Source organism: Streptomyces sp. NPDC020801, assembly GCF_044334385.1.
Classification (GTDB): domain Bacteria; phylum Actinomycetota; class Actinomycetes; order Streptomycetales; family Streptomycetaceae; genus Streptomyces.
This window is the reverse complement of record NZ_JBIRST010000002.1, coordinates 452458-478100: the sequence shown is the minus strand read 5'-3', so window position 1 is coordinate 478100 and position 25643 is coordinate 452458. Positions and strand designations below refer to the sequence as shown.

The following is a 25643-nucleotide window of genomic DNA, read 5'->3' as shown; positions in this document are numbered from 1 at the left end:
GATCAGCCCTTGGTCAGCCCTTGGTCAGCCCTTGGACGGATGCGGGGTGGAGCCGTAGGCCGTCAGGAAGCGGTCGCGGAAGGAGCTCATCTTCCAGACCGGGGCGTCGTGGGCCGGGCGCAGTCCGTCCGTCCAGCCCCAACCGGCGATCTTGTCAAGGACTTTGGGGTCCTTGGCGACGATCGCGCACGGCACGTCACGGCTGGCGTGGTCGCCGCTGACCCGGGCGATGGGCTGGTGGTCGCCGAGGAAGACGAGCACGGTGTTGTCGTTGCCGTAGCGCTCCAGCCACTGGGTCAGGGCGGTCACCGAGTACTGGACCGACTTGCCGTACTCCTCGCGGGAGCGGGTCGGGTTGGTGATGATGTCCTGCGGCTTGGTGCCGGCCGCCTCGATGCCCTTGAACACCGAGCCGTCTCCGAGCTGGTCCCAGGGGACCATCTTCGGGATCGGCGCCCAGGGCTGGTGGCTGGAGGTCAGGATCACGAACGACGTCAGCGGCTTGTCATGCTTCTTGCTGTGCACCAGACGCTGGAAGGACTCGAGCGCGTACTGGTCGGGCATGGTCGACCAGCTGAACTTCGGTCCCTTGTAGCCGACCTGGAAGGCGTTGTAGACCTTGTCCAGGCCGTACCACTTCGCCTCCGGCCAGCCCTTCTGCACGCCCGGCATGACGCCGACCGTGTCCCATGCCCCGGTCTTCCTGAACGCGTCGGTGAGAGTGAGGTGGTCGCCGGCGGTCACCGTGCGGTAGCGGTTCTGGTTGTCGATCCACAGGCCCGACATGAAGGTGGAGTGGCCGAGCCAGCTGCCGCCACCGTACGTCGCCGACGTCAGCCAGCCGCTCTTGGCGTGGAAGCCCGCCCTGGCCAGGGCCTGGGTGCTGGTTTCGAGCGTCCTGTCGACACCGGGCGCCATGATCGGGTCCTCGATCGCGCTGCGGCCGTAGCTCTCGATGAACGTGAAGATCATGTCCTTGCCGCGCAGGTCGGGCACGAGCTGGCTGCCCGGGGTGTCGCCGAACGCGTCCACCTTCGCCGTCTTCGCGAACTCCCGCTCGTCCCGGATCGTCGAACGCAGCGCCTGCTCGTGGTACTTGAGCATGGTGATGGTGTGCTCGGAGGCCAGCGGGATGCCGGAGACCTGGAGGTTGAGCGTCGAACACGTCATCCAGACGGCACTGACCAGCAACAGGCCACGGGTCGCCCGGGACTTGTCGCGGCCGAGGAACTCGCCCACCCGGACGACCGCCAGGGCCATCACGACGAGCACCGTCAGCACCAGCAGGACGACACCGACGGCGGCCAGCAGTGCCGTCGTACCGCCCAGGGTGTCCGCGAGGTAGGACTGGGCGTCGTCGAGCAGCTGCCAGTCCAGGACCACGTTGAAACTGCGGCCCAGGTACTGGTTGAACTCGATGTCGGTCAGGTTCAGCACGGTCAGCACGCCGAGGCCCACCCCGCCGAGCACCGCCACGACCAGCCGGGGCCTGCGCGGCAACGCGATCAGCACGGCCGCCCCGAGCAGCGCCTCCACCGGAATCCGAGTGAACGCCGCGAGACGCAGCTGCTCCTGCTTGTTCGGCAGCAGCAACGCCAGGACGACGAGGGCCAGGGCGAGGAGGGTGACAGCGAGGGAGAGCACCTGCGCGGGGCGCGGGTGCGCACCCTTCCACCGGCGCCAGGCCCGGCGGGCGGTCCGGGGGCGCAGGGCGCGGAGGGTGTGAAGGGCACGGAGGGTACGAAAGGTGCGCACGGCACGCGGAGAGCGGGCGATGCCGGGGGATGCCGGGGAGAGGGTCTCGCCGCCGGGGGAGACCGACCCGGCGGGCCCGTCCGCCGCAGCGTCCGGCTCCGAGGGCCCGTCCGCCGCAGCGTCCGGCTCCGCGGGTGCGTCCTGGACGCGGGCGGCGGTCCCGGCCGACTCTGGTGCACCGGTTTCCGGCAGGGCTGGTGCGGAGGCTGATGCGGAGTCGTCCCCAGCAGGCCCGTCCTCCGCAGGCCCGTCCTCCGCAGGCCCGTTCTTCGCGGAACCGTCCTCCGCGGGCCCGCCCTTCGTGGGCCGGTCCTTCGTGGACCCGTTCTTCGAAGGCCCGTTCTTCGCGGACCCCTCCTCGGCGGAACCCGGTGCCCCGGCCTCGGCCTCGGAGCGGCCGGCCGCTTCCGCCTTGCCGGCGTGTGGCTGGCCCGCCTCCGCCTCGTCTGCGTGCGCCTTGCCCGCCTCCGCCTCGCCCGCCTCCGCCTCGTTCGCGTCCGCGTCGCCCGTGTTCGCCTCGTCCGTGTGCGACTCGCCCGGGGCGACCCGGGGCGCGGGTACCTCGCGGGCCGGGTCGGCCCGTACCGGACTCCCGTCGGCGCCCGGTGGTACGACGTCGACCTCGCTCGCCCCGGCCGTACCCGATGACTGGCGTGTACTCGTGTGCTGAGGCACCCCGAAGGTCCTTCCGTGCGCGGAGTCGCGAAGCGGCGGGCCACGCTGGGGAGGCTTGACGGGCTCCGGTGGAGGCGCCGGCACGCACCGGCTCCCCGAACGGGCCCGCCTGACCCGCCGCACTCCCGTACGGCCTGTCCGCCTCCCCCGTTCACGGCGCTCGGCAAACACCCGGCAAACGGCTCGCCAACTGCCGGACTACGCCCCGCCGACCGCCGTGAGCAGCGCCAACGGGGCCGCCGCGGATCGGGACTCGCGCACACACGCATGCGGGTAGGGCACCGGCTCGGCGTGGGTGTCGCGGCCGTAGCCCGCGAGCACCTCCGGGAGGCGGTGGCCGGTGGCGGTCGCCGCGTCGACCAGGGCGTGGGCGACCGCACGGGCCTCGTCGTGCAGGCCGTAGCGGGCGAGTCCCAGCGTGATCAGCGCGTTGTCGTGCGGCCAGACCGAACCGCGGTGGTAGGAGAGGGGATGGTACGCCGGCTGCCCGGCCGCCAGCGTGCGGACGCCCCAGCCGGAGAAGAAGTCCGGTTCCAGCAGGCGGCGGCCCACCACCTCGCCGTATTCCTTGTCCAGCAGGCCGGACCAGAGGAGATGCCCGGCGTCCGAGGCCAGCGCGTCCACCTGGCGGCCCTCCCCGTCCAGGGCCAGCGCCGGGAAGGACCGCTCCCGCATCCAGAAGTCCCGCTGGAAGCGGTCGCGCAGATCCGCCGCCGCCTGTTCGAGCAGCGCCGCGTACACCTCGTCCTGCCACACCGTGCGCGCGACCCACGCCGTGCGGCGCAGCGCGTCGTAGGCGTACCCCTGGGCCCCCGCCGCCATCACCGGGCCGGACGCGCGGGTGCCGTCGGCCGAGCAGATGGCGCCGGGGGAGTCCTTCCAGTTCTGGTTGGCCAGGCCCCCCTCGTCGGCCCGGTAGACGAGGTAGCCGCGCGAGGTCAGCCCGCCGTGGTCCAGCATCCAGCCGATCGCCGCCCTGGCGTGCGGTTCCAGGCGCCGGGCCAGGGCCGTGTCGCCGGTCCGCTCGACGTACGCGCCGAGCAGCACGAGGAACAGCGGGGTCGCGTCCACCGAGCCGTAGTACCGCGCGAACGGGACCTGCCCGAAGTGCGCCAGCTCCCCGTGCCGCACCTCGTGCACGATCTTGCCGGGCTGGGCGACCGATCCCGTGCCGGCCTCCCCGGCCTGGGTGGCGGCGAGCGCGGGCAGCGTCGCGGCGGCCAGCCGGGGGCGGTAGGGGAGGGTGAACAGCGAGGTCAGCAGGGCGTCGCGGCCCAGCAGGGTCAGGAACCACGGAGCTCCGGCGGCCGGGACGCGCAGCTCCTCGCCGTCCGGGCCGGTCGCCGGGACCTGGAGCGCCGCCAGATCCGCCAGCCCCCGGGCGCAGGCCGCCGCCAGCTCCGGCCAGCCGGTCGGGAAGGCCACGCCCTCCACGAACCGGCCTTCCAGCGCGAGGAGCCGCTCGTTCACCGCGGCCGGCGAGCGCGGCACGCGCACCGCCCGCCTGTCCCCGTGCGGGCGGGCCATCACCCGCAGCGTGAGCTCCGCCGTGCCGTGCCCTTCCAGATCCAGGGCCCAGACGAGACGGCGGGCGCCGGTGCCGGTCTCCTCCACGCCGTCCGGCGAGGGGTCGGCCGTCACCGTCGTACAGGAGTGCCATTCGCCGCGCCGGTAGCGGAACTCCACGCCGTCGTCCATGACCTGGCGGGAGCGCACGACGCCGGTCTTGAAGTACGTACGGTGGTCGGAGCGCAGTTCGAACTGGTCGGTGAAGTCGGCGTCGGCGGTGACCGCGAGCCGGACCGTCGTCGGCACCGGGCGGTTGCTGGTCACCCGCAGGCACTCGACGAACGCGCCGTCGGAGACGGCCTGTTCACGAAAGAGCGTGTACGCGGGCGGCTCGGCGCGCCCACCGCGCGGCACGAGGACGCAGCGCGCGGTGTCCCCGTCCGCGACCGGTGCCAGCGTCTGAGGCACCGCACCGTCCACGGTGAGCTGCCAGCGGCTCAGATGCCGGGCGTCGCGCACGAACAGCCCGTCCGGGGAACTGCCGCCGCGTACACCGGTGATGTCGCCGCCGTCGCCCACGGCGGCGAACGTCGTTCCGTGCACGAGCAGATGATGCCGGTCCGTCATGCCCGGTCCCCTCCCTTGATCCCGTTGATGCCGCTGATGACTTCGGTGCCCTCGGTGCCTTCCACGCCTCCCGGGTCGTGCAGCAGGTCGAGCGTGAGCGCGGCGGTCCAGCCGAAACCGCGCGCGCCGCAGGCCTCACCGGTGTACGGGTCGACGTACTCCGCGAAGTCGGTTTCCCCGGCGACGCGCAGGACCGCGTCCCTCAGCGCGTCGGCCCGCTCCCGCTCGCCGTGCACGCGCAGCCCGCGCTCCACCAGCCAGCTCGTGTTGAACCAGGCCGGTCCGCGCCAGTAGCGGTGCGGGTCGAAGGACTCGCCGAGGAGGTCGTAGCTCGGGACGAGACGGGTGGCGCCGCCCAGCCCGAAGTGCGGCCCGTACAGGGTGCCGACGAGGGCGGCGGCGACATCCCTGGGCAGCTCCGGCAGCAGCAGCGGGATCAGCCCCGAGACCCCGCGCTCGGGGATCAGCTCTCCGCCGCGCACGTCCCGGCACAGGAACAGGCCCGCGGCCGGGTCCCACAGCCGCTCGACGAGGGCCGCCGTCAGCCGCTCGGCGCGCGCGTGCCGGGCGGTGCCGGTCGCGCCGAGCTCGTGCGCGATGTGGGCCAGGGCGTGTTCGGAGGCGATCAGCAGGGCGTTGAAGGCCGGGTCCTCCACCGCGAACCCGTCCGCCCCGCAGCCGTGTCCCCCGCCGGCCCGATCGCCCCGTCCGCCGCCCGCCTCATCCCTGTAACCGCGGTCGCGGTAGTCCGTCGCCAGCCGCACGTACCGCCCGTAGTCCAGGTCGGTCGGCCGGTCCTCGGGGGCGCCGTGGTCGAGGTCGGCGCGGCGGAAGGTGCGTGTCGGGGCCGGGGTGACCCGGGCGAGCGGGGCGTCCCAGCAGGGGCTGTTGTCCATGCCCTGCTCCCAGGGGTGGACGACGGACGCCAGCCCGCCGCCGCCCAGGTCCCGGCGGTGCAGCAGATAGCGGTGCCAGGCGGCCAGCCGCGGGTGGACACGGGCCAGGAAGCCGCGCGCCCGGGAAAGGCCCGGGTCGGCGCGGTGCACCAGCCAGGCCGCCAGCGCGTGCACCGGTGGCTGCACGATTCCCGAGGTCTGTACGGTGCGCGGGGCGCCCGCGGCGCGCCCGGCGGTGGACGAACGCCAGAAGTCGGGGCTCGGGAAGTAGGCGTCGAGCGGGACGGAGGGGTTGAAGACGATGTGCGGGATCCGCCCGTCATCCCACTGGGCGGCCAGCAGCGTCTCCAGCTCCGTCTGCGCCCGTAACGGCGAGACGTGCCTGAGGCCGACGGCGATGAACGCGGAGTCCCAGGACCACTGGTGGGGATACAGCCCGCGCGAGGGGACCGTGGAGCCGCCCGTCCAGTTGTCCGCCAGCACCCGCGCGGCCCTGACCGCCAGTGAACTCCGGGTCGGCGGTGGATCGTATGCGACGGCGCGCTCCGCGCGGCGGGCGGTGAGTTGGGCGGTGCGATCCACTCGGGGCTCCCCGAAAGACGTCCTGCCGACCGGTTCGGTCGCGGCTACCGTAGAGTTACGTCTATTTAACACGCAAAACCCAATATGTAATGCAGGATTGAGAAACACAAGGGGGTGCGCATGACCGGACGGCCCGGAAGAACGGGGAAGAGCGGGAGTCAGGCGAGCGCCGGCGATCTGCTCGAACTGGTGCGCAGCGGGCGGGCCACCACGCGCGGCGCCCTCCAGCAGGCCACCGGGCTGTCCCGGGCCACCGTCGGGCAGCGCCTGGACCGGCTGTTCCGCGCGGGCTGGCTGCGCGAGGGGGCCGGCGGTCCGGTGGACTCCCCCCTGGGCGGCCGCCCGTCCATCACCCTGGAGTTCGACGACGCCCACGCGGTCGTCCTGGCCGCCGACCTCGACACCCGGCACGCGCGCGCCGCCGTGCTCTCGCTCACCGGCGAGATACTCGCCGAGCACAGCGGGATCCTGGTCGTCGAGGACGGTCCGGACGCCGTGCTCGGCGAACTAGGCCGCCGGCTCGCCGAGTTGCTGGTGAAGACCGGTCACCGCGCGGACGAGGTGTGCGGCATCGGGCTGGCCGTGCCCGGCCCGGTCGACAGCGACACCGGCCGGGTCGTGCAGCCGCCGATCATGCCGGGCTGGGACGGCTACGACATAAGGGGCCGCCTGGCCAGGGCCCTCACCGAGCACACCGGCGCACCGGCTGTGCCGGTGCTGGTGGACAACGACGCGAACCTCATGGCCTACGGCGAGCAGCGCACCGGTCACCCCGGCTGCTCGGCGTTCGTGCTCGTCAAGGTGTCCACCGGTATCGGGGCCGGAGTCGTGGTCGACGGCACGATCTACCGGGGCATCGACGGGGGCGCGGGGGACATCGGGCACATACGGGTCGGCGCCCAGGCGCTGTGCCGGTGCGGGTCCCGCGGCTGTCTGGCGGCCGTGGCGAGCGGTGGCGCCGTGGCGCGGCGGCTGGCCGAGGCGGGGGTGCCCGCGGCCTCCGGCTCCGACGTACGGGCCCTGCTGGCGGCCGGGCATCCGGAGGCGACCGCGCTCGCCCGCGAGGCCGGGCGGCGGGTCGGGGACGTGCTGGCGACGGTGGTCACGCTGCTCAACCCCGGCGTTCTGATGATCGCGGGGGACCTGGCCGGAACGCCGTTCCTCACCGGGGTGCGGGAACTGCTGTACCAGCGGGCGCTGCCGCGCTCGACGGCCCATCTGGACGTGGTGACCTCGCGGCTCGGCGACCGGGCCGGGCTGGTGGGCGCCGGGGCGCTGGTCGTGGAGCATCTGTACGCGGCGGAGCGGGTGGAGGAGCGGCTGCGGGCGCTCGGGGTGTGACACGTGCGGGGAGCTCTGTGACCTTCGTGTTTCGAGTCCGCCTGCGCCCTGTTTCGTGTCCGCCGGCCCGTCCGCATGGTGAAATCCGGGCTGCTGTGGCAGCGTGATTCTCGCCACCCTTGATAAGGGTCGCGCTCAGATGAGCGGATCTTGACCGACTGCATTTCTCCAAGGAGTGGCACTGAGTGCCACCCCTTGATCGTTCATCGATCGAAATCACTCGTGCCAGTAGCCGCTCACATGAGCGATTGAATGGGTCTACGGGCATTGACCCGTTCAAGAAGTGAAAACATCCGGCCCTGACGGCTTGCCAAGCTTTGACTTTCGATCCGCTGGCGGACGACTGGTTACGGGCGCATGACGCACGAGTGGACGTACCCACAAGCCTTTGATCTGGGTATGTTCCTCGCCGTCAGGGCAGCCACCGCGTCCTCGAGGAGTCGAGACCCGTGTCGGAAAACAAAGATCCCCAGGTAGCCGAGCGCGGCAACAGTGTTGAGGGCGTGAAGTTCGTCTACGACTTCACCGAGGGCAACAAGGACCTCAAGGACCTCCTGGGCGGCAAGGGCGCGAACCTCGCCGAGATGACGAACCTGGGCCTTCCGGTCCCGCCCGGGTTCACCATCACCACCGAGGCCTGCAAGGTCTACCTCGACAGCGGCGAGGAGCCGGCGGCACTGCGTGACGAGGTGAGTGCGCACCTCGACGCGCTGGAGCAGAAGATGGGCAAGAAGCTCGGCCAGCCCGACAACCCGCTGCTGGTCTCGGTCCGCTCCGGGGCGAAGTTCTCCATGCCCGGCATGATGGACACCGTCCTGAACATCGGCCTGTCCGACAAGTCCGTGCAGGGCCTGGCCAAGCAGGCCGGCGACGACCGCTTCGCCTGGGACTCCTACCGCCGCCTCATCCAGATGTTCGGCAAGACGGTCCTCGGCGTCGACGGCGAGCTCTTCGAGGACGCGCTGGAGGCGGCCAAGGACGCCAAGAAGGTCACGGTCGACACGGACCTCGAGGCGGCCGACCTGAAGAAGCTCGTCACCAAGTTCAAGAAGATCGTCAAGACCGAGGCCGGCCGGGACTTCCCGCAGGACCCGCGCGAGCAGATGGACCTCGCCATCAAGGCGGTCTTCGACTCCTGGAACGGCGAGCGCGCCAAGCTCTACCGCCGCCAGGAGCGCATCCCGCACGACCTCGGCACCGCCGTCAACGTCTGCTCGATGGTGTTCGGCAACCTCGGCCCCGACTCCGGCACCGGTGTCGCCTTCACCCGCGACCCCGCCTCCGGACACCAGGGCGTCTACGGCGACTACCTGCAGAACGCCCAGGGCGAGGACGTGGTGGCGGGCATCCGCAACACGGTCCCGCTGGCGGAGCTGGAGACGATCGACAAGAAGTCGTACGACCAGCTGATGCAGATCATGGAGACCCTCGAGAACCACTACAAGGATCTCTGCGACATCGAGTTCACCATCGAGCGCGGCCAGCTGTGGATGCTGCAGACCCGTGTCGGCAAGCGCACCGCCGGTGCCGCCTTCCGGATCGCCACCCAGCTGGTGGACCAGGGCCTGATCGACGAGGCCGAGGCCCTCCAGCGCGTCACCGGCGCCCAGCTCGCGCAGCTGATGTTCCCGCGCTTCGACGACGGCGCGAAGGTCGAGCAGATCGGCCGGGGCATCGCCGCCTCCCCGGGCGCGGCGGTGGGCAAGGCGGTCTTCGACTCCTACACCGCCGTCAAGTGGTCCCGCTCGGGCGAGAAGGTCATCCTGGTCCGCAGGGAGACCAACCCCGACGACCTGGACGGCATGATCGCGGCCGAGGGCATCCTCACCTCTCGCGGCGGCAAGACCTCCCACGCGGCCGTGGTGGCCCGCGGCATGGGCAAGACCTGCGTCTGCGGCGCGGAGGAGCTGGAGGTCGACACCAAGCGCCGCCGGATGACCGTGCCGGGCGGGCACGTCGTCGAGGAGGGCGACGTCATCTCCATCGACGGCTCCTCGGGCAAGGTCTACCTGGGCGAGGTCCCGGTCGTCCCGTCCCCCGTCGTCGAGTACTTCGAGGGCCGGATGCACGCGGGCGCCGACGACGCCGACGAGCTGGTCGAGGCCGTGCACCGCATCATGGCCTTCGCCGACCGCAAGCGCCGCCTGCGGGTGCGCGCCAACGCCGACAACGCCGAGGACGCGCTGCGCGCCCGCCGCTTCGGCGCCCAGGGCATCGGCCTGTGCCGCACCGAGCACATGTTCCTCGGCGACCGGCGGGAGATGGTCGAGCGCCTGATCCTGGCCGACACCGAGGCCGAGCGCGAGGAGTCCCTCAAGCAGCTGCTCCCGCTGCAGAAGAAGGACTTCGTGGAGCTGTTCGAGGCGATGGACGGCCTCCCGGTCACCATCCGCCTGCTCGACCCGCCGCTGCACGAGTTCCTGCCCGACATCACCGAGCTGTCGGTGCGCGTGGCCCTCGCGGAGTCCCGCCAGGAGCCGCACGAGAACGAGCTGCGCCTGCTCCAGGCCGTGCACCGGCTGCACGAGCAGAACCCGATGCTGGGCCTGCGCGGCGTACGCCTCGGCCTGGTGGTCCCCGGCCTGTTCACCATGCAGGTCCGCGCCATCGCGGAGGCCGCCGCCGAGCGCAAGGCCGCCAAGGGCGACCCGCGCGCCGAGATCATGATCCCGCTGGTCGGCACGGTCCAGGAGCTGGAGATCGTGCGCGATGAGGCCGACCAGGTCATCGCCGAGGTCCAGGCCGCCACCGGCACCGAGCTGAAGCTCGCGATCGGCACGATGATCGAGCTGCCGCGCGCCGCGCTGACGGCGGGCCAGATCGCGGAGGCGGCGGAGTTCTTCTCCTTCGGCACCAACGACCTGACCCAGACGGTGTGGGGCTTCAGCCGCGACGACGTGGAGGCGAGCTTCTTCACGGCGTACCTGGAGAAGGGCATCTTCGGCGTCAGCCCGTTCGAGACGATCGACAAGGACGGCGTCGGCTCCCTGGTGAGGTCCGCCGCCAAGGCCGGCCGCGCCACCCGCCCCGACCTCAAGCTCGGCGTCTGCGGCGAGCACGGCGGCGACCCCGAGTCCGTCCACTTCTTCCACGAGGTGGGCCTGGACTACGTCTCCTGCTCCCCGTTCCGCATCCCGGTGGCCCGCCTCGAGGCAGGTCGCGCCGCCTCCCAGTCGGAGGGCAGCGACCACCGGTAGAGCCCCGGAGTCCTCGTCGTGGTCCCCGACCCTCAATACCGATTGCGACGAGGACTCCGGTCCACGAGATGAGGGGGCGGCATCCTGTGCGGGGGTGCCGCCCCCTCCGCGTGCGCCGGGGGCGCGCGGGTCCGCCGGGCAGAGAAACGCGCCCCGGTGCGCCCCCTCGGCCGGAAACGGCAGGAGCCGCTCGTTCGTCTGACCTGACAGGTCCGAGGGGGCACGGCGGCGGAGGCCGTGCGGGCGTGAGGGGGCACGGTCATGAGGCGGCGCACCGGATGGGCGCGCGGGCAGGAGCTGTACGGCGCGGTCATGGCGGCGTTGTTGCTCCTGGCGATGGCGGCAGTGCCGTGCGCGGCCGTGGCGAGCGGCGGCGTACGGGTGGTGGCCGGTGCACGGGCGGAGGGCACACCGGGGCCGTCGGCCACCACGGCGCATCCCTCGGGGACGCGCCCCGGCCCGCGGCCGACGGACACCGCGACGGACGACGCCCCGTCCCCGTCTCCGTCCCCGTCCCCGTCTCCGTCTCCGTCTCCGTCACCGCCGCCGGCCGATCCCTCACTGACACCGCCGGGCCGAACCGTGGCGCCGGGCGAGGCGTTCACGGTGACCGGCGCGAACTTCGACTGTTCGGAGGGGACCGGGCTCGCGGGCCCGCTGACCCTCGCCGTGCAGGGCCAGAAGGCGGTGGACCTCACGGTCGACGACCGCGGACGCTTCGAGCAGCCCGTCAGCGTGCCGGCGGACGCCGCGCCCGGGACGTACCGGATGGGGGCACGGTGCACGGCGGTGGACCACGCGCCCACCGCCGAAGCCACCTTCGAGGTCACGTCGCCCCGCCCCGACCCCCGGATCTCCCTGTCGCCCGGCTCCGGAAGGGCGCCGGCGCAGCCGACCGTCAGCGGCACGGGATTCCTGTGCGACGGGGGAGCGGGGGCAGACGTCCTCTGGGACGGGGAGCCCGCCGCCCGCGCCGCACCCGACGCGAAGGGGGGCTTCACCCTCACGCTGACCGTCCCGTCCACCGCCGCGGCAGGGCGGCACGAGGTGACCGCGAGGTGCGGGAGCCCGGAAGAGGACCGGGCCTCGGCGACGTTCACCGTGGATCCCCCGCCCACCCGTACGACGGAGGACCCCCGCGAGGTCACCATCCACATGACCGGCTACCCGGTCGCGTGCACACGGGGCGCCATCGTCATCGGCGGCCGCCGTCTGGACACCTGGCTGGACTTCGACTCGTACGAGGGTGACGCCGGGGCGGGACTCTGGGAGTTCATCGACCTGCACGCCCGTGTCCCGGGCGACATGAAGGGACGTCAGGAGGTGCAGCTGGACTGCGCGGGCCGGGACCGGGAGACGGCGGGCGGGATCAGCCTGCCGCCACCGGACCAGCTGACGTACTTCCCGCTGCCCAGGGGATCCGACGTCCACCCGGAGAAGAAGAGAGGGGAAATCTCACCGTCGTCGTCGGGCGGTGGCGCCGGAGGAAACGGCAGTGGCGGTTCCGGCTCGTCATCGGGTGGAGGAACGGGCGGTGGCGGTGGTGCCTCGGGCGGGAGCGGCGGCGGCAGTGGAGGTGGGTCGGGCGGGAGTGGCGGCGGCAACGGCGGTGGCAGTGGAGGTGGCTCGGGCGGATCGGCCCCTCACGTTCCGGTGGGCGGTCTCGTCGAGGCCCTGCGCACCCCGGCCGACGTTTCATGGGCGCTGAAGGACCTGGCCGGGTCGGCCGCCGCCGCCGGCTTCTTCCTGCTGCTGGTCCTCTTCCTGGAGCGCGCCTTCCCCAGCCAGCTGGCCGACAACGCGATCAGCCGCTGGTGGCGTCGGCGCAGGGAGGGACGGCCGGCACGGCAGCCGAAGCTGCCCGGCTGGGCCAGGATGGGCGGTTTCGCGCTCCTCGGCGGCTCCCTGGCCGTCTGGGCCGACGCCAGGACCGGTTGGAGTCCGTCGACCGCGGTCAAGACCGTGGGCGCCGCCGCGGGAATTCTGATGGTCCTGCTGGCCTATGAGAAGACCAAGGACTCCCTGCTCCGCCCGCGCCGGCGCGGGCTCAGCTCCCAGCTGCGGGTGGTCCCCGCCGGACTGCTGCTTGCGGTCCTGATGACGGCGATGTCCCGGTTCCTGGAGTTCCCGGTCCCGTACGTGTACGGCCTGATCGCCGTGTACATGGTGTTCAGTACCCCCGGCCCCGAGCCCGACGACATGCCGGAGGGCCAGGCGGTCCTGATCGGCGGGATCTGCGTGCTGGCCGCCGCGGTGCTCGTCTGGGTGCTGGGCGCGCCCTTGATCCAGGCCGCCCAGAAGGAGCACGCCCCGCCCGGCAGCCTCCGTTACGTGATCGCCTACGCCGTGGGCCTGGCGGTCGTCGCGGGCATCGAGGTGGTGGTGTTCGGCCTGCTCCCGCTGTCCGGCATGGACGGGCACACCCTGAAGCGCTGGAACAGGCCGGCCTGGTACGCCCTCTATCTGTCGGGCCTGACCTTCTTCTTCCACGTCCTGCTGCACAGCGTCCACCCGGGGGTGGGCAAGGACCTCGTCGCCGACGGGGACCTGCGCTGGTGGACCCTCGGCATCGCCATCGCCCTGTTCCTGGCCGCAGGGGCCTTGTCCCTGGCGCTGCGGTGGTACGTGGCGCGTCACGAGCGGCGGATCCGGACGGCCTGACTCCGAAGCCGTCCCGGCCCGACGGGCCGCACCGCCGCGCCGGTGACGGAGGGCGCGGGCCGGGCTCGCGGGGCACCGGGCTGGTTGCGCGGGAGCGGCCTTTCGCGGTGTGACCATGGACGTCGTCCCGAAGGCCGCGACATCCTGTGGCCGATGCTCCCCCGGCGACCCCATCGGAAGGACTCGGCTCATGCCCGGCTGGACCGCGCACGACATCCCCGATCTCACCGGCCGTGTAGCCGTCGTCACCGGGGCCAACAGCGGGCTCGGGTACGTCACCGCGCGGGAGCTGGCGCGGCGTGGCGCCCGGGTGGTGTTCGCCTGCCGGAGCGAGCAGCGGGGCGCGGCCGCGGTGGACCGCGTCGTCGAAGAAGTGCCCGGGGCCCGCGCCGAGTGCGCGCGGCTGGACCTGGCGGACCTCGCGTCCGTAAGGGAGTTCGCCGCGGCCCACCCCTACGACCGGCTCGATCTGCTCGTGAACAACGCGGGGGTGATGGCGCCCCCGTACGGGACGACGGCGGACGGCTTCGAGACGCAGTTCGGGATCAACCACCTGGGGCACTTCGCTCTCACCGGGCTCCTGCTGCCCGCGCTGCTCGACACCCCCGGCGCCCGGGTCGTGACCGTCTCCAGCATGATGCACGCGCTGGCCGACATCGACCCCAACGACCTCAACAGCAAGCGGAGATACCGGCGTTGGACCGCCTACGCCCGCTCCAAGACCGCCAACCTGCTCTTCACGCACGAGCTGGCACGCCGGCTGGTGGCGGCCGGTGCGGACGTGGTCGCGGCCGCCGCCCATCCCGGATACGCGGCGACCAACCTCCAGACCGCCGGGCCGCGCGCCGAGGGCCGCAGGACCGCCGAGCGGCTCATGGATCTCGGCAACCGGGTCTTGGCCCAGCCCGCCGAGGCCGGCGCGCTGCCCACCCTGCACGCCGCCACCGCGCCCGGCGTGCGCCCCGACTCCTTCACCGGCCCGTCCCTGGCCATGTGGCGCGGTGCGCCGGCACCGTCCTGGCGTGCGCCCCGGACCCTGGACGACGCGGCCGCCGAGCGGCTGTGGGCGGCCTCGGAGGGGCTGACCGCGGTGGCGTACGAAGCCCTGAAGGCGTGACGCAGCAGTACGCGGGCGGAGGGATGTGAGCACCACGCCCCCGCCCGCGCACACTCATGGGCGCCTCAGGCCGTCTTGACCCCGTACGCCGTCACCCGCACCGACTCGTCGTCCAGGCACTGCCCGGAGACGAGGTCGAACCGCTGCTTGAGCAGGGGCGAGGCGACGAACGGGCGGCCCTGGTGGGTGCCGGTCAGGCCGCGGGAGAGGACCGCGGCACCGGTGAAGGGGTCGCGGTTGTCGATGCCGTACAGCCGGCCCGACCGGTCGCGGAAGACGGCCACCTGGCGGCCGTCCGGCAGCAGCGCCGCCACACCGCGGCCGGGGAGCAGCATGCTCAGGTCGCAGACGGTGAACCAGCTGTCGTCGAGTTCCAGCTGGACCTTCAGGTCGGTCGTCTCGGGTGCCAGGGTCATCGCTGGGCGCTTCCTTCCAGGACGTCGTGGGCAGGGCGGGTGCCGATGGACAGCAGCGGCAGGTCGGGCTTGATCTGGTCGCGCTCGGGGACGAAGCCGACGACCGGGTCGGGGGTGTCGGGAGCGTTGACGAAGGACACGAACCGGGCCAGCTTCTCCGGGTCGTTGACGGTCTCCGCCCACTCGTCGCGGTAGTGCGACACATGGGCCGCCATCAGGGACTCCAGCTCGTCGCAGATGCCGAGCGAGTCGTGCACGACCACGTCCCGTACGTGGTCCAGGCCGCCCGGGATCCGCTCCAGCCACACGCTGGTGCGCTCCAGGCGGTCGGCGGTGCGGATGTAGAACATCAGGAACCGGTCGATCAGCCTGACCAGTTCGGCGTCCGACAGGTCCTGCGCGAGCAGGTCCGCGTGGCGCGGGGTGGCGCCGCCGTTGCCGCCGACGTACAGGTTCCAGCCGGCGGCGGTGGCGATCACGCCGAAGTCCTTCGACTGGGCCTCCGCGCACTCGCGGGCGCACCCGGAGACCGCCGACTTCAGCTTGTGCGGGGACCTCAGACCCCGGTAGCGCAGCTCCAGGTCGATCGCCATGCGGACGGAGTCCTGCACGCCGTAGCGGCACCAGGTCTGGCCCACGCAGGACTTCACCGTGCGCAGCGACTTGCCGTACGCGTGCCCCGACTCGAAGCCCGCGTCCACCAGCCTCGCCCAGATCAGCGGCAGCTGTTCCACCCGCGCGCCGAACATGTCGATCCGCTGGCCGCCGGTGATCTTCGTGTAGAGACCGAAGTCCCGGGCGATCTCACCGATCACGATCAGCTTCTCGGGCGCGATCTCACCGCCGGGGATGCGCGGCACGACCGAGTACGAGCCGTTCTTCTGCAGGTTGGCCAGGAAGTGGTCGTTGGTGTCCTGCAGGGCTGCCTGCTCGCCGTCCAGGACGTAGCCGTCGGCGCCGATCGCCGGGGCCAGCGAGGCGATGACCGAGGCGACGGCCGGCTTGCAGGTCTCGCAGCCGTCCCCGCCCCGGGCCCCGTCGCGGCCGAAGCGGTCCAGCAGGTCCTGGTAGGAGGTGATGCGCAGGGCGAGGACGATCTCGTACAGCTCCTCGCGGGTCTGTGCGAAGCAGCCGCACAGGCCCTTGTTGACCACGACGCCGCCCGCCTCCAGCTCCTCGTTGACCAGCTGGGTGAGCACCTTGACGCAACTGCCGCAGCCGGTGCCGGCCTTGGTGCACTTCTTCACCTCGGGCACGGTCGTGCACGAGTGCTCGGTGACCGCGCCGCGGATGGTGCCCTTGGTGACGTTGTGGCAGGAGCAGATCACCGCCTCGTCCGGGAGGGCGGAGGGCCCGAGCTGCGCCGGGGCGCCCGCGCCCGCCGGGAGGACCAGCTGCTCGGGCGAGATCGGCGGCACGGAACCGGTGAACGCCCGCAGCGTGCCGTACGCCTCCGCGTCGCCGACCAGGATGCCGCCGAGCAGCGTGCCGTCCCGGCCGATCACCAGCTTCTTGTACAGGCCCGCGCGGGAGTCGGAGTAGACGACGTCCAGGCAGCCCTCGGCGGTGCCGTGCGCATCGCCGAAGGAGGCCACGTCCACACCGAGCAGCTTCAGCTTGGTGGACAGGTCGGCGCCGGTGAAGGTCAACTGCTCGTCCTCGTCGGCGGCGATCGCGGCCGCCGCCGTCTCGGCCTGCTCGTAGCCGGGCGCGACCAGCCCGTACACCCGGCCGTCGACCGCCAGCGCGCACTCGCCGATCGCGAAGACGTGCGGGTCGGTGACCGTGCGGCACTGGGCGTCCACGGTGATCCCGCCGCGCTCGCCGACCGCGAGACCGCAGTCGCGGGCCAGCTGGTCGCGGGGGCGGACACCGGCGGAGAACACCACCATGTCGGTGGCCAGTTCGGAGCCGTCGGACAGTTTCATCGCCGTCACCGCGCCGTCCTCGCCGGCCACGATCGCCTGGGTGCCCGTGCCGGTGTGCACGGTCAGCCCCATCTCCTCGATGGTGCGCAGCAGCGCCGCGCCGCCGCCGTCGTCGACCTGCACCGGCATCAGGCGCGGCGCGAACTCCACGATGTGCGTGGCCAGTCCCAGGCCCTTGAGCGCACCGGCCGCCTCCAGGCCGAGCAGGCCGCCGCCGACCACCGCGCCGGTGGTCGCCCGGGACCCGGCGTACGCCTCGATCGCGAGCAGGTCCTCGATCGTGCGGTAGACGAAACAGCCCTCGGCGTCCTTGCCGGGGACCGGCGGGACGAACGGGAAGGAGCCGGTGGCCAGCACCAGGACGTCGTAGCCGACCGTGAGCCCCGAGCGGGCGGTGACCGTGCGGGCCGCCCGGTCGACGGACTCGGCCGGATCGCCGATGTGCAGCTCGATGCCGTGGTCCTTGATGAACTCCATGTCGGTCATGGAGAGGTCCTCGGGCGTCTTCCCCGAGAAGTACGAGGTGAGCTGCACGCGGTCGTACGCGGGGCGCGGCTCCTCGCACAGCACGACCACGCGGTGCGTGGCGGTCAGGCCGCGCTCGGCGAGCGCTTCGAGGAAGCGCTGGCCTACCATGCCGTGGCCGACGAGCACGATCGTGGGGGTGGCCCCCCGGGTGGCGGTCATTCAGGAGCCTCCATCGTTGGTGAGCAGGTGGAGCAGGGGACCGCCGTCCGTGGGGAGCGGCTCTGCTCCCTCCCAGGCGCGGGCGAGCGCGCCGACGGTGCCGAGTTCGCCGACGAGGACCCCGCCGACCAGGCGGTCGTCGCGGACGACGACCTTGCGGTAGGTGCCGCGGGTGGCGTCGGCGAGCTGCACGACGTCGTCGCCGGGGCGCGGCTCGGTCTCGCCGAAGGCGGCGAGGTCGAAGGGCGCGTCCTGGCCGGTCAGGGTGAGCCGGGTCAGGGAGCGGGTGCCGGTGTAGCGGGCCGCCGGGCTCTCGGCGTCCCCGGCCAGCAACTCGGCCAGTGCCCCGGCCTGTTCGAGTGCCGGGGTGGCCAGCCCGTACACCGTGCCGGCGTGCTGGGCGCAGTCGCCGATGGCGTGGACACGGGGATCGGAGGTGCGCAGCTCGTCGTCGACGAGGACGCCCTTGTGCACGGCGAGCCCCGCGTCCTTGGCGAGGCCGACGCGCGGGTGGACCCCGCAGGCCAGCACCACCAGGTCGGCGTCGAGGGCGTACCCGTCGGCCATCTCCACCGAGCGGACCGCCCCACCGACGCAGCGCACGTCCCGCACCCGGCATTCGGTGTGCACCTCGACACCCAGGTCCTGCAGGTGCCGCAGCACCAGCCGTGAGGCCCCCGGGTCCAGCTGGCGCTCCATGAGCCGCTCGGCCTGCTGGGCGAGCACCACCTGGGCCCCGCGCACCGCGAGCGCGCGAGCGGCGGACACCCCGAGCAGCCCGCCGCCGATGACGACCGCCCGCACCCCCGGCCTGACCGCCTTGGACAGGCCCAGGCAGTCGTCCATGGTGCGGAAGGCGTGGACACCCTCGGGCAGCTCGTGGTCCGGGGTGAACAGGCCGCGCAGCGGCGGCAGTACGGGGTTGGAGCCGGTGGCCAGGACCAGCGTGTCGTATGCGATCACCGAGCCGTCCGCGCACCGCACCTCGCGGGCCGCGCGGTCGATGCCGGTGACCCGGGTGCGCAGCAGCCCGGCGGGCGCCGGCAGGGCGATCACCTCGGGGGCGTAGCGGCCGGCCAGCACCTCGGCGAGCAGGACCCGGTTGTACGGGCGGTGCTCCTCCTCGCCGACGAGCAGCGCGGGCGTGCCGAGCTCGCCGAGCCGCCGGGCGAGCGTCACGCCCGCGAGGCCGGCGCCGATCACCACCACACGCGTATTCGAGGTCATGTCCCTGAGCGTGCGGCGCGGACGTTACCCGGTGGCATCGCCCCTGTTTCCCACGAGGAACGCTGCCCTCAGCGGACGCGGGCCGGGAATGTGAGGGGTCCGCCGGGGCGCCTGGGAAGCACTGTGAGGTCCGCGGACGCGGGCGCTCCCGCCTCTGTGAGGCGGCGGCAGCCTGGGTGCGCCGAAGAGCGGCGGCCGCCCGGTCTCCGACGGGACCCGATGGCTACCGGCTCCCCGTGAGGTGGGCGAAGACGACCACGTTGCCCTGGTAGCCCGTGGTCCTGGAGTAGCCCCCGCCGCAGGTGATGACCCGCAGCTCCGGGCGCCGGGCGGTGCCGTAGACCTTCTCGTCGGGGAAGTCCTTCGCCGCGTAGACCTCGATCGCGTCCACGGTGAACACCGCGACGCCGCCGTCGCGGCGGTCCACCTCGATGCTGCTCCCCTTCTTGAGGGCACCGAGGTCGTAGAAGACGGCGGGGCCGTCGGCGTTGTCGACGTGACCGGCGACGATCGCGGTGCCCCGCTCGCCGGGGGTGGTGCCGGCCTCGTACCAGCCTGCGAGGTTCTTGTTCGCGGCCGGCGGGACGTCGAGGCTGCCGGACTTCGTCAGCGCCAGGCCCATCAGCGGTGCGTTCACCCGGATCGAGGGGATGCGGATGCGGGTGGGCGGGGACGGCGGCAGCGCGCGGGCCGTGAGCCGTCCCTCACCGGGGTCGGGCAGGCCCTCGGCCGCGGCCGGCTGGGGCGGGGCGTGCGTGCCGGCGCCGCTGTGCAGCAGCCACGCCCCGGAGCAGAGGGCGGCCACGGTGACGGTCGCTATGGCGGTGTTGCCGATTCTGCGCATACGAGAACCCCTATCCCGAAAGGCCCAGGTTGCCCCGTACCCCCTCCGGGCTGCGAGGGGCGTCACGCCCGGAGGGGGAGGGGACATGCGGTACCGGCGGACGGACGGCGGAGGGTGTCCGTCAGATCCCGTCGCCTCTCGCCCGGCGATGCAGGAGCCAGGTACCGCCCGCGGCGGCGACGGCGAGAGCCGCCACGCCGGCCGCGGTCTGCACGGGGTCGCGGCCCAGCGCGCCGCCGACCCCCGTCTTCACACTTCCTCGGGGCTGCACCTGCCCCTGTTCCGGCACCGCGGTCAGCGTGACGATCAGGTCGCCCTTGACCTGCCGGCCGCCCTCGGCGCACTCGGCGACGATCTCGTACGTCCCCGGCTGCGCGCTCTCCGGCACCCGGAACTGGCCTACCGCGTCGCCCTCGTGCGAGCTCGGCGCCAGCGTGAAGGCGCCCGCGCCCACCGCGCTGGCGTCACCCGCCGCGGTGGCCTTCTCGCCGCACGCCTTGGTGTTCACGCTGACCTGCCCGCCCGGTACGACCGAGGACGGGAACACCTCCAGACTCCCGCCGTCCGCGCCGTACGCGGGCGCGGCGAGCGTGCTCAGGGCGGCGACGGCGAGCGCGGCCCCGGCCATGGCCCCGCTCAGCGGGCGGGCGGTACGTCGCATCGGTGCTCCTCCGAGCTTCGTCGGTGGGGTCACGGCCCGGACACCCGCATGTGCCGCCGTCGGTCGCGCCCCTGCCCTTCCGAGGTAAGTGGCACCCGGCCGCGCCCGCTTCCTGAAAGCCCGTCAGAAATTGCGGTGAACGAGTGTCGGCACGCCCGCCCGGGGTGGCCGGCGAGGAGTGTTTGGGCAGGTCAAAGCGCCCCTGCTGACGGTTCGTCGGAAACCACCCGAAGGGCGCAGGGGGCGGGGATGAACGGGTGACCCGATGGCCGGATCCGTCCGGTCCACCAGCGCGGCAGGCGCAGTGCCAGGCCGGCCGGGACGACCTCCGGGCCGTAGGCGAACTCGGACGGGCGAGTCCCGCCCGGCCGAGGACCGAGGCCGGCCATGGGTGCCGCAGCGCCGTGGTGCGGAAGGACCGCGCGGCCCCGGCGACCGCCGGCCGTCAGTCGTGGGTGTCGGCCGGCGGCACGTGGGTCTCGGTGGCGACCTCGTCCACCGCCAGCTCCATCAGCTCGTCCTTGGCCGCCACGTGCCGGTACAGCGGGGTCGCGCCCGCGCCCAGCCGGGCGCCCAGCTTGCGCATGCCCAGCGCCTCGATGCCCTCCGCGTCCAGCATGGAGATCGCCTCGCGGACGATCGCGTCCCGGCTGAGCGCGGGCTGGTCGGGCTCGCGCTGCCGACGTGCCCACACCGGCGGGGAGGGCGGCGCCGGGACCGTGCCGGCACCGCCCCGGGCCTTCACCGCCTCGATGTCGACGGCCTTCACCATCGGCGCGGTCGGCGCGGTCGGCGCGATCGGCGTCCTGGCGGCGGTGGTCCTGGCGGCGGTGGTGATGCGGGCGAGGCGGCGACGGCGGCGGGCGAGTCCTGCGCCGGGCAGGGGCAGGAGCGGGGGGCGGAGCGGGGGCATGGGCAGAATCCGGAGCTTGCCGTCCGACCCGGCACCCGCACGGCAGAGGCCGGCACCCTCCGGGGGCGCCGGCCTCCTCGCGTGCGTCGCCGGGTCGGGATCAGTTCACGTTGACCGCGCTCCAGGCCGCCGCCACCGCGTTGTACTCCGTGCTGCCCGCGCCGTACAGGTCCTTGGCGGCGTTCAGGGTCGCCGTCCGCGCGCCCGCGTAGTTCGTCGAGGACGTCATGTAGACCGTCAGCGCCCGGTACCAGATCTTGCCGAGCTTGTCCCGGCCGATGCCGGTGACCGTCGAGCCGTTGTAGGTGGGTGAGTCGTAGCTGACGCCGTTGATGGTCTTCGGGCCGCTGCCCTCCGCCAGCAGGTAGGCGAAGTGGTTGGCGACTCCGGAGGAGTAGTGGACGTCGAGGTTGCCGACCGAACTGCTCCAGTAGTCGGCCGAGTTGCCGTCCTTGGACGGCTTGTCCATGAACCGCAGGGCCGGCTTGCCGAAGCCCGAGCGGATGATCTCCTCGCCGATCAGGTAGTCGCCCGGGTCGGAGGCGTTGTTGGCGTACCACTCCACCAGCGTGCCGAGGATGTCGGAGGTGGCCTCGTTCAGGCCGCCGGACTCGCCCGAGTAGGCCAGCGCCGCCGTCTTCGAGGTGACGCCGTGCGTCATCTCGTGACCGGCCACGTCCAGGGCCACCAGCGGCCCGAACGTGGTGCCGTCACCGTCGCCGTACGTCATGCAGAAGCAACCGTCGTCCCAGAAGGCGTTGTTGTAGTTGTTGCCGTAGTGGACACGGTTGTAGGACCCCTTGCCGTCGCCCGCGATGCCGTTGCGGCCGTGGACGTTCTTGTAGTAGTCCCACGTCTCGTTCGTGCCGTACTGGGCGTCCACCGCCGCCGAGGAGCGGTCCGCCGTCGCGCCCGTGCCCCAGTGGTTGTCGGCGTCGGTGAACAGGGTGGCGGGTGCCCGCTGGACGCAGATGCCGAAGAAGCACAGGTCGGTCTTGTTCGCCGCGTCACCCGTGTAGGTGTTGCCCCGCGTCGGGTCCTTGAGCTGGTACGTCGACCCCGACAGCGTGGACTCCAGCGGAACCGTGCCGCTGTAGAGCGACTTGCCGTCGCCCGTCGCCGTCTCGATGCTGTCCCAGGCGTCGATCTGCGCGCCCGTGCGGGCGTCGGTCAGCACCGTGCGGGCCACCGGATTGCCCAGCGAGTCCAGCCCGACCGCGTTGGTGCGCCAGGCCAGGCGCGGCGCGCCGTGCAGGGCGTCGACGATCAACTGGGGCTTGGCCTTGACCTGTTGCAGGCGCTCGCCGAGGTTCGCGGCGCGCAGCGCGTTCACCGCGAGGTCGGCGGCCTTCGGAGCGGAGAGCTTCGGTGTGACGCTCGCCAGCGAGATCGAGTCCTTCGTGGCCCGGCCGGCGCCGCGGTACGCCCCGCCCGGGGCGATGTGGACCACGAAGTCGCCGCCCAGCACGGGTAGTTGGTGATACGTGCGGTCGTAACGGACGTGCTGGGTGCCGTCCTTGTCGACGATCACGTCCCGGACGGTGGTGTTCTCGGCGGAGGTGAGTCCCAGGGCCGCGGCGTGGTCCAGGAGCGCCGAGGCGGCGTTCTGGATGGCGGTGGCCCGGGTGGGTCTGGCCTCCGCGTGCGCGGCGGGGGAGAGTACGGCGGCCAGCAGGGTGGCGGTGGTGGCGGCTATGCCGGCCGTGGCGAGGCGGGAACCTCGGATGTGCCGTATCCGACTCATCGGTCTCCTTGAGCGCGGGCGCCCTCGGGCGCGTGGGGGTTGCGCTGGTGTTGACTCAGATTTAAGAGCCGCCGACATGTCATGTCCATAGCGCCCGCGTGCCGATGTGTGTGGAGAGAGAATCGTTTCTGTGACGCCTTCGACGCCTCCGACGTGGCCTCCGACGTGGCCTCCGACGCCCCCGGCACTCCCGGAACTGCCGTTCTTCGTCTACGGCACCCTGCGCCCGGGCGAGCGCAACCACGACGCGTTTCTGCGCGGCCGCACCCGCTGCGCGCAACCCGCCCGGCTGACCGGCGCGGTCCTCTACGACGGCCCCGGCCATCCCTACGCCGTCGAGGAGCCGGGCGGCATGGTGCGGGGCGAACTGCTCACCGCCGCGCCGCGGGAGTACGGCGAGTTGCTCATCGCCCTCGACCGGCTGGAGGGCTACGCGGCCGGGGACCCGGGCAGCCTGTACGAAAGGGTCGAGCGCGAGGTGGTCCGCGAGACCGACGGCGCACGAGTGCGGGCGTGGGTCTATGTCGCCGGGGCGTCGGTCACGGCCCGGCTGCGGGAGCGGGGCAGGCGCATCGAGGGCGGGGACTGGCCGGCCCGGAACCGAACGGGCCGCACCGGCCCTACGCCGCCTCCGGCTCCGCCCTCCGTGACTGCACGGCCTCCAGCCGCACCGCGCACACCTTGAACTCGGGCATCCGCGAGGTGGGGTCGAGGGCCGGGTTGGTCAGGGTGTTGGCGCGGCCCTCGCCGGGCCAGTGGAAGGGCATGAAGACGGTGTCCGGGCGGATGCCGGTGGTGATGCGTGCGGGGGCCACCGCCCGCCCGCGCCGCGACACGACGGCGACCGGGTCGCCCTCCGTCGCACCCAGCCGTGCCGCCAGCCGCGGGTGCAGCTCGACGAACGGGCCGGGCGCGGCGGCGTTCAGCTCGTCCACGCGGCGGGTCTGGGCGCCGGACTGGTACTGGGCGACGACACGGCCCGTGGTCAGCAGCACCGGGTACTCGTCGTCCGGCTCCTCCGCGCTCGGCCGGTGCGTCACGGGGGCGAACCGGGCCCGGCCGTCCTCGGTGGCGAAGCGGTCGAGGAAGAGGCGGGGGGTGCCCGGCGCCTCGGCGTGGCCCTCTGCGGTCCCGGCGGTGCCGGTGGTCCTGGTGGTCCTGGTGGTCCTGGTGGCTTCCAGCGGTGCGGCGGCTTCCGGTGCGGTGGCTTCCGGTCGTGCCGGGCACGGCCAGAACAGTCCGTTCTCCTCCGCCAGCCTGCGGTAGGTGATCCCGGAGTAGTCCGCCGGACCGCCCGCGCTGGCCCGGCGCAGCTCGTCGAAGACCTCCTCGGGGTCGGTCGGGAAACCCTTCTCCACACCGAGCCGGGCGGCCAGTTCGTGCAGGACCTCCAGGTCGCTGCGGACACCCTCGGGAGGGGTGAGCGCGCGCCGCCGCAGCAGCACCCTGCCCTCCAGGCTGGTGGTCGTGCCCGTCTCCTCCGCCCACTGCGTGACCGGCAGGACGACGTCCGCGAGGGCCGCCGTCTCGGACAGCACCACGTCGCACACCGCCAGGAAGTCCAGGGACTTCAGGCGTTCCTCGACGTGCGCGGCGTGCGGCGCCGACACCACCGGGTTGGAGCCCATCAGCAACAGGGTGCGGATGTCCGTGCCGAGCGCGTCCAGGAGCTCGTAGGCGCTGCGCCCCGGCCCGGGCAGGCTGTCCGGGTCCACGCCCCACACCTCGGCCACGTGCCGCCGCGCCGCCGGGTCGGCCAGCTTGCGGTAGCCGGGCAACTGGTCGGCCTTCTGGCCGTGTTCGCGGCCGCCCTGGCCGTTGCCCTGGCCGGTCAGACAGCCGTACCCGGACAGTGGGCGGCCCGCGCGGCCGGTCGCCAGGCACAGGTTGATCCACGCGCCCACCGTGTCGGTGCCCTTGGACTGCTGTTCCGGGCCCCGGGCGGTCAGCACCATCGCCGACTCCGGCCCGCAGAACAGCCGGACGGCCTCCCGCAGTTGTGGAACGGGTACCCCCGAGACCCGCTCCACGTACTCCGGCCAGTGGGCCATGGCCGCCGCCCGCGCCTCCTCCCACCCGGTCGTCCGCTCCTGGATGTACGCCTCGTCGGTGCGGCCCTCGGCGACGACCAGGTGCAGCAGGCCCAGGGCCAGCGCGAGGTCCGTGCCGGGGCGGGGCGCGAGGTGCAGGTCGGCCTGCTCGGCGGTCTTCGTCCGGCGCGGGTCGACGACGATCAGCGTGCCGCCGTTCTCGCGCAGCTCGGTGAAGTACCGCAGCGACGGCGGCATCGTCTCCGCCGGGTTGGAGCCGACCAGGATCACGCATCCGGTCCTCGGGATGTCCTCCAGCGGGAACGGCAGCCCCCGGTCGAGACCGAACGCCGCGTTCCCGGCCGCCGCCGCCGACGACATGCAGAAGCGCCCGTTGTAGTCGATCTGCGAGGTGCCGAGCACCACCCGCGCGAACTTCCCGAGCGCGTACGCCTTCTCGTTCGTCAGCCCGCCCCCGCCGAACACCCCGCACGCGTCCGGGCCGTGCTCCACGCGCGCGCGTGCCAGCCCCGCGGCGATCCGGTCCAGGGCCTCCTCCCAGCCGGCCGGCACGAGCACGCCGTCGCCGGAGCGCACCAGCGGCGAGGTCAGCCGGACCCGCGAGGAGAGCACCGCCGGCGCCGTCCGGCCCTTGCCGCACAGCGCGCCCCGGTTCACGGGGAAGTCCGCGCGCTCGGTGACCACCACGCCCCCGTCCGGGGCGGGCGTCAGGTTCATCCCGCACTGCAGGGCGCAGTACGGGCAGTGCGTGGGCGTCGCGGAGGTCTGCATGCCGCCCAGCGTGCGTCGGCCGTGTTACGTGCCCGGACGGT

General features: G+C 72.9%; 16 protein-coding genes. 5 read left to right on the top strand and 11 right to left on the bottom strand.

Annotation, left to right across the window (positions count from 1 at the left end):
• Nucleotides 1-24: 24 nt before the first annotated feature.
• The 3 genes from ACH4UM_RS07025 to ACH4UM_RS07015 form a co-directional block, all read right to left on the bottom strand.
• On the bottom strand, nt 25-1710 hold the full coding sequence (locus ACH4UM_RS07025) for a CDP-alcohol phosphatidyltransferase (protein ID WP_398175053.1): 1686 nt from the start codon (nt 1708-1710) through the stop codon (nt 25-27).
• A gap of 918 nt (nt 1711-2628) precedes the next feature.
• Nucleotides 2629-4566: a glycogen debranching N-terminal domain-containing protein gene (locus ACH4UM_RS07020; protein ID WP_398174737.1), complete on the bottom strand. Its 1938-nt coding sequence runs from the start codon at nt 4564-4566 to the stop codon at nt 2629-2631.
• A complete protein-coding gene (locus ACH4UM_RS07015; RefSeq protein WP_398174734.1) occupies nt 4563-6044 on the bottom strand; it encodes an MGH1-like glycoside hydrolase domain-containing protein in 1482 nt (493 codons plus the stop codon). Before ACH4UM_RS07015 ends, ACH4UM_RS07020 begins: the two co-directional genes overlap by 4 nt.
• Nucleotides 6045-6164: 120 nt before the next feature.
• Here ACH4UM_RS07015 and ACH4UM_RS07010 point away from each other — a divergent pair, with 120 nt between their 5' ends.
• The 4 genes from ACH4UM_RS07010 to ACH4UM_RS06995 all read left to right on the top strand — a co-directional run bounded on the left by ACH4UM_RS07010 (nt 6165) and on the right by ACH4UM_RS06995 (nt 14360).
• The gene (locus tag ACH4UM_RS07010) at nt 6165-7385 is read left to right on the top strand and encodes an ROK family protein (protein WP_398174731.1); all 1221 of its coding nucleotides are present in this window, start codon (nt 6165-6167) and stop codon (nt 7383-7385) included.
• Between the two features lie 449 nt (nt 7386-7834).
• Entirely contained in the window at nt 7835-10582 is a 2748-nt protein-coding gene (ppdK, locus tag ACH4UM_RS07005) for a pyruvate, phosphate dikinase (protein ID WP_398174728.1), read from the top strand.
• 261 nt (nt 10583-10843) lie between these two features.
• Nucleotides 10844-13243: an FGLLP motif-containing membrane protein gene (locus ACH4UM_RS07000; protein WP_398174725.1), complete on the top strand. Its 2400-nt coding sequence runs from the start codon at nt 10844-10846 to the stop codon at nt 13241-13243.
• 190 nt (nt 13244-13433) lie between these two features.
• A complete protein-coding gene (locus ACH4UM_RS06995; protein ID WP_398174722.1) occupies nt 13434-14360 on the top strand; it encodes an oxidoreductase in 927 nt (308 codons plus the stop codon).
• A 65-nt stretch (nt 14361-14425) separates the two neighbouring features.
• Here ACH4UM_RS06995 and nirD read toward each other — a convergent pair whose 3' ends face one another.
• The 7 genes from nirD to ACH4UM_RS06960 form a co-directional block, all read right to left on the bottom strand.
• Nucleotides 14426-14776 (bottom strand): nitrite reductase small subunit NirD, encoded by a 351-nt coding sequence (nirD, locus tag ACH4UM_RS06990; RefSeq protein ID WP_398174719.1) that lies wholly within the window; start codon nt 14774-14776, stop codon nt 14426-14428.
• Entirely contained in the window at nt 14773-17391 is a 2619-nt protein-coding gene (gene nirB / locus ACH4UM_RS06985) for a nitrite reductase large subunit NirB (protein WP_398174716.1), read from the bottom strand. Before nirB ends, nirD begins: the two co-directional genes overlap by 4 nt.
• A complete protein-coding gene (locus tag ACH4UM_RS06980) occupies nt 17392-18618 on the bottom strand; it encodes an NAD(P)/FAD-dependent oxidoreductase (RefSeq protein ID WP_398174713.1) in 1227 nt (408 codons plus the stop codon).
• A gap of 223 nt (nt 18619-18841) precedes the next feature.
• On the bottom strand, nt 18842-19462 hold the full coding sequence (locus ACH4UM_RS06975) for a class F sortase (RefSeq protein WP_398174710.1): 621 nt from the start codon (nt 19460-19462) through the stop codon (nt 18842-18844).
• Nucleotides 19463-19583: 121 nt separating this feature from the next.
• A complete protein-coding gene (locus ACH4UM_RS06970; protein ID WP_398174706.1) occupies nt 19584-20123 on the bottom strand; it encodes a hypothetical protein in 540 nt (179 codons plus the stop codon).
• 445 nt (nt 20124-20568) lie between these two features.
• Entirely contained in the window at nt 20569-21036 is a 468-nt protein-coding gene (locus ACH4UM_RS06965) for a TetR/AcrR family transcriptional regulator (protein WP_398174703.1), read from the bottom strand.
• Between the two features lie 100 nt (nt 21037-21136).
• Nucleotides 21137-22780: a M4 family metallopeptidase gene (locus ACH4UM_RS06960; RefSeq protein WP_398174700.1), complete on the bottom strand. Its 1644-nt coding sequence runs from the start codon at nt 22778-22780 to the stop codon at nt 21137-21139.
• Between the two features lie 196 nt (nt 22781-22976).
• On the opposite strand from ACH4UM_RS06960, the gene ACH4UM_RS06955 reads away from it, so the two are divergent.
• Complete coding sequence (locus ACH4UM_RS06955) at nt 22977-23465, top strand: gamma-glutamylcyclotransferase family protein (protein WP_398175050.1); 489 nt, start codon at nt 22977-22979, stop codon at nt 23463-23465.
• Here ACH4UM_RS06955 and ACH4UM_RS06950 read toward each other — a convergent pair.
• A complete protein-coding gene (locus ACH4UM_RS06950) occupies nt 23401-25602 on the bottom strand; it encodes a molybdopterin oxidoreductase family protein (RefSeq protein WP_398174697.1) in 2202 nt (733 codons plus the stop codon). The genes ACH4UM_RS06955 and ACH4UM_RS06950 overlap by 65 nt on opposite strands.
• Nucleotides 25603-25643: the final 41 nt, after the last annotated feature.